The organism is Synechococcus sp. R6-10 (genome assembly GCF_047461815.1).
Classification (GTDB): Bacteria; Cyanobacteriota; Cyanobacteriia; order Thermostichales; family Thermostichaceae; genus Thermostichus.
On sequence record NZ_JANSHW010000341.1, the window covers coordinates 1 to 6,175 of the forward strand.

Annotated in this window: 6 protein-coding genes and 1 tRNA gene; 5 read left to right on the top strand and 2 right to left on the bottom strand. The window is 58.0% G+C overall.

The window, feature by feature from the left end; all coding sequences use genetic code 11:
- The first annotated feature begins 39 nt into the window (after nucleotides 1-39).
- Nucleotides 40-1,656 (top strand): B12-binding domain-containing radical SAM protein, encoded by a 1,617-nt coding sequence (locus NW837_RS09965; protein ID WP_414331171.1) that lies wholly within the window; start codon nucleotides 40-42, stop codon nucleotides 1,654-1,656.
- Between the two features lie 6 nt (nucleotides 1,657-1,662).
- Here the strand turns inward: NW837_RS09965 and NW837_RS09970 are convergent, their stop codons facing one another.
- Together NW837_RS09970 and NW837_RS09975 are read right to left on the bottom strand one after the other, a co-directional pair.
- Complete coding sequence (locus tag NW837_RS09970) at nucleotides 1,663-2,181, bottom strand: inorganic diphosphatase (RefSeq protein ID WP_414331173.1); 519 nt, start codon at nucleotides 2,179-2,181, stop codon at nucleotides 1,663-1,665.
- Between the two features lie 283 nt (nucleotides 2,182-2,464).
- A tRNA-Asn gene (locus NW837_RS09975) sits at nucleotides 2,465-2,536 on the bottom strand.
- A gap of 224 nt (nucleotides 2,537-2,760) precedes the next feature.
- Here NW837_RS09975 and yidC point away from each other — a divergent pair.
- From yidC to NW837_RS09995, 4 genes are all read left to right on the top strand, one after another.
- Nucleotides 2,761-3,951 carry a membrane protein insertase YidC gene (yidC, locus tag NW837_RS09980; protein ID WP_414331165.1) on the top strand — a complete coding sequence of 397 codons (1,191 nt, stop codon included), beginning with the start codon at nucleotides 2,761-2,763 and terminating at the stop codon, nucleotides 3,949-3,951.
- A 70-nt stretch (nucleotides 3,952-4,021) separates the two neighbouring features.
- The gene (locus tag NW837_RS09985) at nucleotides 4,022-4,633 is read left to right on the top strand and encodes a protein jag (RefSeq protein WP_414331168.1); all 612 of its coding nucleotides are present in this window, start codon (nucleotides 4,022-4,024) and stop codon (nucleotides 4,631-4,633) included.
- 89 nt (nucleotides 4,634-4,722) lie between these two features.
- A complete protein-coding gene (locus NW837_RS09990; RefSeq protein ID WP_011433815.1) occupies nucleotides 4,723-5,211 on the top strand; it encodes a YceD family protein in 489 nt (162 codons plus the stop codon).
- Between the two features lie 8 nt (nucleotides 5,212-5,219).
- Complete coding sequence (locus NW837_RS09995) at nucleotides 5,220-6,131, top strand: homogentisate phytyltransferase (RefSeq protein WP_414331169.1); 912 nt, start codon at nucleotides 5,220-5,222, stop codon at nucleotides 6,129-6,131.
- The last annotated feature ends 44 nt before the right edge of the window (nucleotides 6,132-6,175 follow it).

Consider the following 6,175-nt stretch of genomic DNA (forward strand, 5'->3'; position numbering starts at 1 on the left):
AGCCAGAACCCAAACCTCAATCCAACACAGCGGGATCCCTTGGCTAGTTCAGAGTTTGCCCTGGAGCAGTTGCTCTTCGCCCCGGCTACGCCCGACCCCGACGCGGTGCGGGTGATCTATGCCTTTCCCAACACCTACGCAGTGGGGATCACCAGCCTGGGCTATCAAGTCATCTGGAGTCTGCTGGCCAGCCGCCGAGATGTGGCCGTCTCCCGCCTCTTTACGGATCTGGCTGAACCCCTGCCCCGGGAGCCGGAGCTGTTCGGCTTTTCCCTATCCTGGGAGCTGGATTATGTCCATATCCTGGCTCTGCTGGAACGGCACGGGATCCCTCCCAGATCTGAGGAGCGGGAAGAAGCCCACCCCTTGGTCTTTGGCGGCGGCCCGGTACTGACGGCCAACCCCGAGCCTTTTGCCGAGTTTTTTGACCTGATCTTGTTGGGGGATGGGGAAGGTCTTCTGGAGAAGATGATCGAGGTCTATCGGGAGGTGCGCCAGGGATCCCGGGCTGAGAAATTGCAGGCGCTAGCGCAGGTGCCAGGGATCTATGTGCCCGGCTTGTATGAACCCCAATACCGGGAGCCCGACGGCCCGGTGGAGAAGGTGCTCCCCAAAGTGGCCGGGATCCCTAGCTCCATTCGCAAACACACCTTCCGCGGCAACACCCTCTCGGTTTCCACAGTAGTCACCCCCAAAGCGGCCTGGGAGAGCATCTACATGGTGGAGGTGGTGCGCAGTTGCCCGGAGATGTGTCGGTTTTGCCTGGCCAGCTACCTAACGTTGCCCTTCCGGGTGGCGGATGTGGAGGGGCATTTGATCCCGGCAGTAGAGCGGGGGCTGCAGGTCACTCAGCGGATTGGGTTGCTGGGGGCTTCTGTAACCCAGCACCCCCAATTTGAGCAGTTGCTGGAGCACTTGGCCCAGGATCGCTTCGAGCAGGTGCGTCTCAGTTTGGCCTCGGTGCGCACCGCTACCGTAACCCCACGTCTGGCGCAGGTACTCTCCCGCCGGGGCAGCCAGTCCATTACGGTGGCCATCGAAAGTGGCTCAGAACAACTGCGCCAGATCATCAACAAGAAGTTAAGCAACCCGGAAATCTTGGCAGCAGCAGCCCACGCCCAGGCTGGAGGTCTGAAGGGCATTAAGTTCTACGGCATGGTAGGGATCCCGGCGGAAACCCAGGCGGATTTGGAGGCCACAGTGGATCTTTTCCAAGAGCTCAAAAAAGCGGCTCCCGGCCTGCGCCTGACGCTGGGTTGCAGCACCTTTGTGCCCAAAGCCCACACCCCTTTTCAGTGGCACGGAGTGGATCCCCAAGCCGAGAAAAAACTGCAGTTTTTCCAGAAACACCTGCGTCCCTTGGGGGTGGAGTTGCGCCCGGAAAGCTATAGCTGGTCCGTGATCCAGGCCCTCATCTCGCGAGGGGATCGGCGGGTGGGAAAGGTCTTGCAGTTGGCGCGGGACTTTGGGGAATCTTTGGGGAGCTACCGGCGCGCTTTCAAAGCGCTTAAAGGGCAACTGCCGCCTCTGGATTACTACGTGCACAGCCACTGGGATCCAGGGGATCCCTTGCCTTGGCAACACATCGAAGGGCCCCTCACCCCAGAGCGACTGTTGCAACATCGCCAGGAAGCTCTTTCTGTTCGCATCCCTTAGAGATGTCTATTGGGGTTGTTTGCAGGCCGCAATGCTGCTGGCAATGACCGCCTCGGTTTCGGCCAAACCTTTCCAGCCCAAGATCTGGGTTTCTTTCTTTTCCAGGCGCTTGTAGGTGGCGAAAAACTCCGCAATCTCATCCAGGCGGTGCTGGGCGATGTCTTCCAGCTTGGTCACTGCAGCATAGCGGGGATCCTTGGCAGGCACACACAGCAGCTTCTCATCCGGATCCCCGCCATCGATCATCTGCAACATGCCCAAGGGTCGCACCGTGACCACACACCCTGGGAAAGTGGGCTGATCCATGATCACCAAGCCATCCAAGGGATCCCCATCCCCGGCCAGCGTATTGGGCACAAAGCCGTAGTCATAAGGGTACTGCACCGAGGAATAGAGCACCCGATCCAGCGCCATCGCTCCCATGTCTTTGTCGAACTCATACTTGTTTTTGCTGCCGCCGGGAATCTCAATCAAGAGGTTGAGCAGGCCGGGCTTGGGTTGGGCAGGGATCCGCGACAGGTCGATCACAGCAAGCACCCTCGGATTGGGAATAGACAGCCAGAGGGTATTCTGACATACTCCTTGCCCCAAAGGACAGAGACTCTTGACACTTGCCGGGAACAGGCGGGACGAAACCCTTAGCCGCCTTCACATTGCTTCACATTATTTTCTCCACGTCTGGCTTAGCGTCGCATCTTCCTCGACGAGATGGGAGACTGGGTTTTCTCTCCCCCTTTCCCTCAGCAGGCCCAGAGCCGCCTGGAAGGATAGGGTTCCGGATCCGGCTTCCTTGATTGGCTCAGACATACTCCCCGGGCAAGATTCGAACTTGCGACCAATCGGTTAACAGCCGACCGCTCTACCGCTGAGCTACCGAGGATCAAGCGTTTCTCATCATAGGGGAAAAAAGGACTGCTAGGCAACTGCCGGCGGGGGGTTCTTGTTGGGCCTTGGGATCCCTGTTCAGTGGAGCGGGCTTGATTTTGCTCAATTGCTCGCCTTTCTCAGGTCTATCTGACGGATCCAGGGGACAAACCCTGAAAACGCCCTCGTCAACCGAACGGAAGCCATTACAATGGTTACGGACATTTGCCAGCGCCCCTCATGGACTTCGGAGTCGGATTTCTCTCCAACAACGTCATGCTGCCGATCCTGGATTTTTTCTACGGGATCGTGCCCAGCTACGGACTGGCCATTATCTTCCTGACGTTGGTGATCCGCTTTGCCCTCTACCCGCTTAATGTGGGATCCATCCGCAACATGCGGCGCATGAAGGTGATCAGCCCGGTGATGCAGCGGCGGATGCGAGAACTCCAGGAGAAATACCGAGACGACCCGCAGAAGCTTCGGGAAGCCCAGGCCAAGCTTTACAGCGAGCTGGGGGCCAATCCCTTGGGGGGCTGCCTGCCACTGCTCATTCAAATGCCAGTGCTGTTTGCCCTGTTTGCCACCCTGCGGGGCTCCCCCTTTGCAGCGGTGACCTACGATGTCAACTTGCAGATCCTGCCGGCGGAAATGGCGGCTGAGGTGGTGCCCGCCCCCTACGTCAGCCCCAGCAAGAACATTTTTGTCACCGACTCTCTTCACAAGCCGGTGGTGCTGGTGGAACCCAAAGGCACCAAGGTTGCCGTTGGGGAGGAGGTGCAATTTCTGCTTCAAGGGCCGGGGGGCAAGCCTTTTGAGCAATTGGTGGCCGAAGCGGGTGGGGATCCCAGTCTGTTACAGCCCACCTGGAAGATCACCAAAGGGGAAGATCGTGCCCAGATCAAGCCGGATGGCACCTTGCTGGCTCTGCAGCCGGGGGATGTGACCGTGCAGGTGTCTATTCCCGGTTTGGCCTCTGAGACTGGCTTTCTGTTCATCGACAAGTTGGGCCGTGTGGGAGCCTTCGACGAAGATGGCACCATCCACTGGGATATCATCGCCATGATCGTCATCTTTGGGGTGTCCATTTACCTGAACCAGTACCTAACCAATGCCGGACAGGATACCGGCAAAGAGGATCCCAGCCAAAGTTCCATGGCTCGGATCACCCCTGTGCTGTTCTCGGCGATGTTCCTGTTCTTCCCTCTGCCGGCAGGGGTTTTGCTCTACATCCTGGTCTCTAATATCTTCCAAACGGTGCAGACTTTCCTGCTCTCGCGGGAGCCGTTGCCGGAGAACTTACAGCAGTTGGTGGAAGAGGAGCGCCGTCGGGCTGCCCAGGCGATCACGGTGGAGGCCAAGGAAGTGGAAAAATCGACCAAGCCCAGAGCAGCCAAGGAGGGACGGGAATCCTTGCCCTTTGAGCCCTAGGGGATCCTCGCTGTTGGGGTGGACTTGTGGTGGAGTGTTGATACCTCTTCAAAGTTGGAAGCTGCCCAGGATGAGCCGTCCTAAGTCTTCTACGGGATCTGCTGCTAAGAAATCTGAGGGAACCGTTGCCCCTTCGCCAAACAAGTCCACCTTTGCGGCCAATCAAGAGCGAGCCAGGCAGTGGTTACAGCAGGTGCTGGCGGCTATGGGGATCCCAGCGGTGGTGCGGGTGGTGGGGGAGGTGCTGGAAATCGAGGCGTCTTCTTTGACCCCAGCTCAGAAGCAGCTGCTGTTGGCGAAAGCCCCCCCCTTGCCCTCTCCATCTTCCAGAGATTCCCCTCAAGAGGAGGATCGCTCCCCCGTGGTGCTGGATGCGTTGCAGTACCTGGCCAACACCCTTCTCAACCTGAACCAGCCGGAAGACCAGCAGCAGCCCTACATTTTGGATTTGGACGGCTATCGGCAGCGGCGTTTGCAGGAGCTGAAGGTTTTGGTTGCCGCTGCTGTGGAAAAGGTGAGGGCCACTGGCCGGGAATACGAGTTTCCCGATCTCTCGGCTGCCGAGCGTCGGCAAATTCATACTCTCTTGAATGACCCTGCCTATGCCGATCTGGAAACTTTCAGCCGTGGCAAAGAGCCTGACCGGCGCTTGGTTATCCGTCGGGCAGCTTCCCCATCTTGAGAGTGGGCAGAGGGCTGGGAACAAGTTGGCCCTCTTGCTACGGTGACGACAGGGATCCCGGCTATCCAAAACGTGCGAAAGGGGGCGCAATGTTAAGGCCAATTCGTCTATCCGATCTGCGGCAGATGCCGGATCAAACCCAAGAATTGCAGTTTAGGCAGTTTTTTTCGGGCTTTGAGAGTTTGACCCCTGTGGAGGGATCCCTGGAAGTCAGCCATCGGGGCCATTTTCTCGAAGTGAGTGCTGAAGCTCGTACCATTGTCACCCTCACCTGCCACCGCTGCCTACAGCAGTTCAACCACCGGCTGCACCTGGAAGTTGAGGAGATCATTTTGATTCGGGATCCCGAACCTCTCCCCTTGGAGCTGGAATTGCAAGACGAAGAAGATCTGCTGGAGAGCCTGCCCCCCAATGGTGAGCTGGATGTCGAAGACTGGATGTACCAGCACCTGCATTTGGAGATGCCCCGCCAGTTGCCCTGCCGTCCCGATTGTCCGGGCATTGCGGTGGAAGCTACAGCACCAACGGCGGATCCCCGCTGGGCAGCTCTAGCTTCTCTCCTGGAAGACTCTCCCTAGCTTTTTTGATGTTGCGCCCACAAGTTCTCTGGCGTTTTGCTCGACCCCACACCGTCTACGGCACCAGCGCCAGCGTGGTGGGCCTCTACCTGTTGGCGGGGTTCGTGGCTGCTGGATCCCTGCAACCGGTTCTCTCGGCGCTGCCCCAGTTGGTCTGGGCTTGGGCGGCCTGTCTGGCGGCCAATGTCTACATCGTCGGCTTGAATCAACTGACGGATATTGAAATCGACCGCATCAACAAACCCCATTTGCCCTTGGCTGCTGGATCCCTGGGTTGGCGACAGGGGGTGGGGATCGTCGTGGGTTGTGGGGTGGCGTCCGTCCTGCTGGCCATGGCCGGGATCCCCTACCTGCTGCTGACGGTGCTTTTGAGCAATGGGATCGGCACGGCCTATTCGTTGCCCCCCTTGCGGTTGAAGCGTTTTCCGCTGGCGGCCTCGGCTTGCATCTACAGCGTGCGCGGCTTGATCGTCAATTTGGGCCTTTACAGCCATTTTCAGCAGGTGATGCAGGGAAGGGTCGAGCTTTCGGCTGCGATTGTTTGGCTGACGGGGTTTATGTCGATTTTTGGGCTGGTGATCGCCCTTTTCAAAGATATTCCCGACATGGAGGGGGATCGCCAGTTTGCCATTGCCACCTTCTCGCTGCGCTTTGGGCCAGAGCGGATCTCAAGGTTTTGTATCGGCATTTTGGCCTTTTGCTATCTGGGATTTATCGGGGTGGGGATCTCTTTTCTCCTTGCGGGCAACGGCCTCTGGCTGTTGGTGAGCCATGTGTTGGGGCTGGGGATCCTCTTGGGCTATGGTGTCCATCTGGATCTCAGCCGTCGGGAGGCGATTGTTGGCTATTATCAACTGATCTGGAAGTTGTTTTACTTGGAGTATTTGCTTTACCCTTGGGCCTTTTTCTCTTTTTTCTAGAGCATTTTCCTGGAGGTAACGATCTCCCCAAACTCAGACAGGAA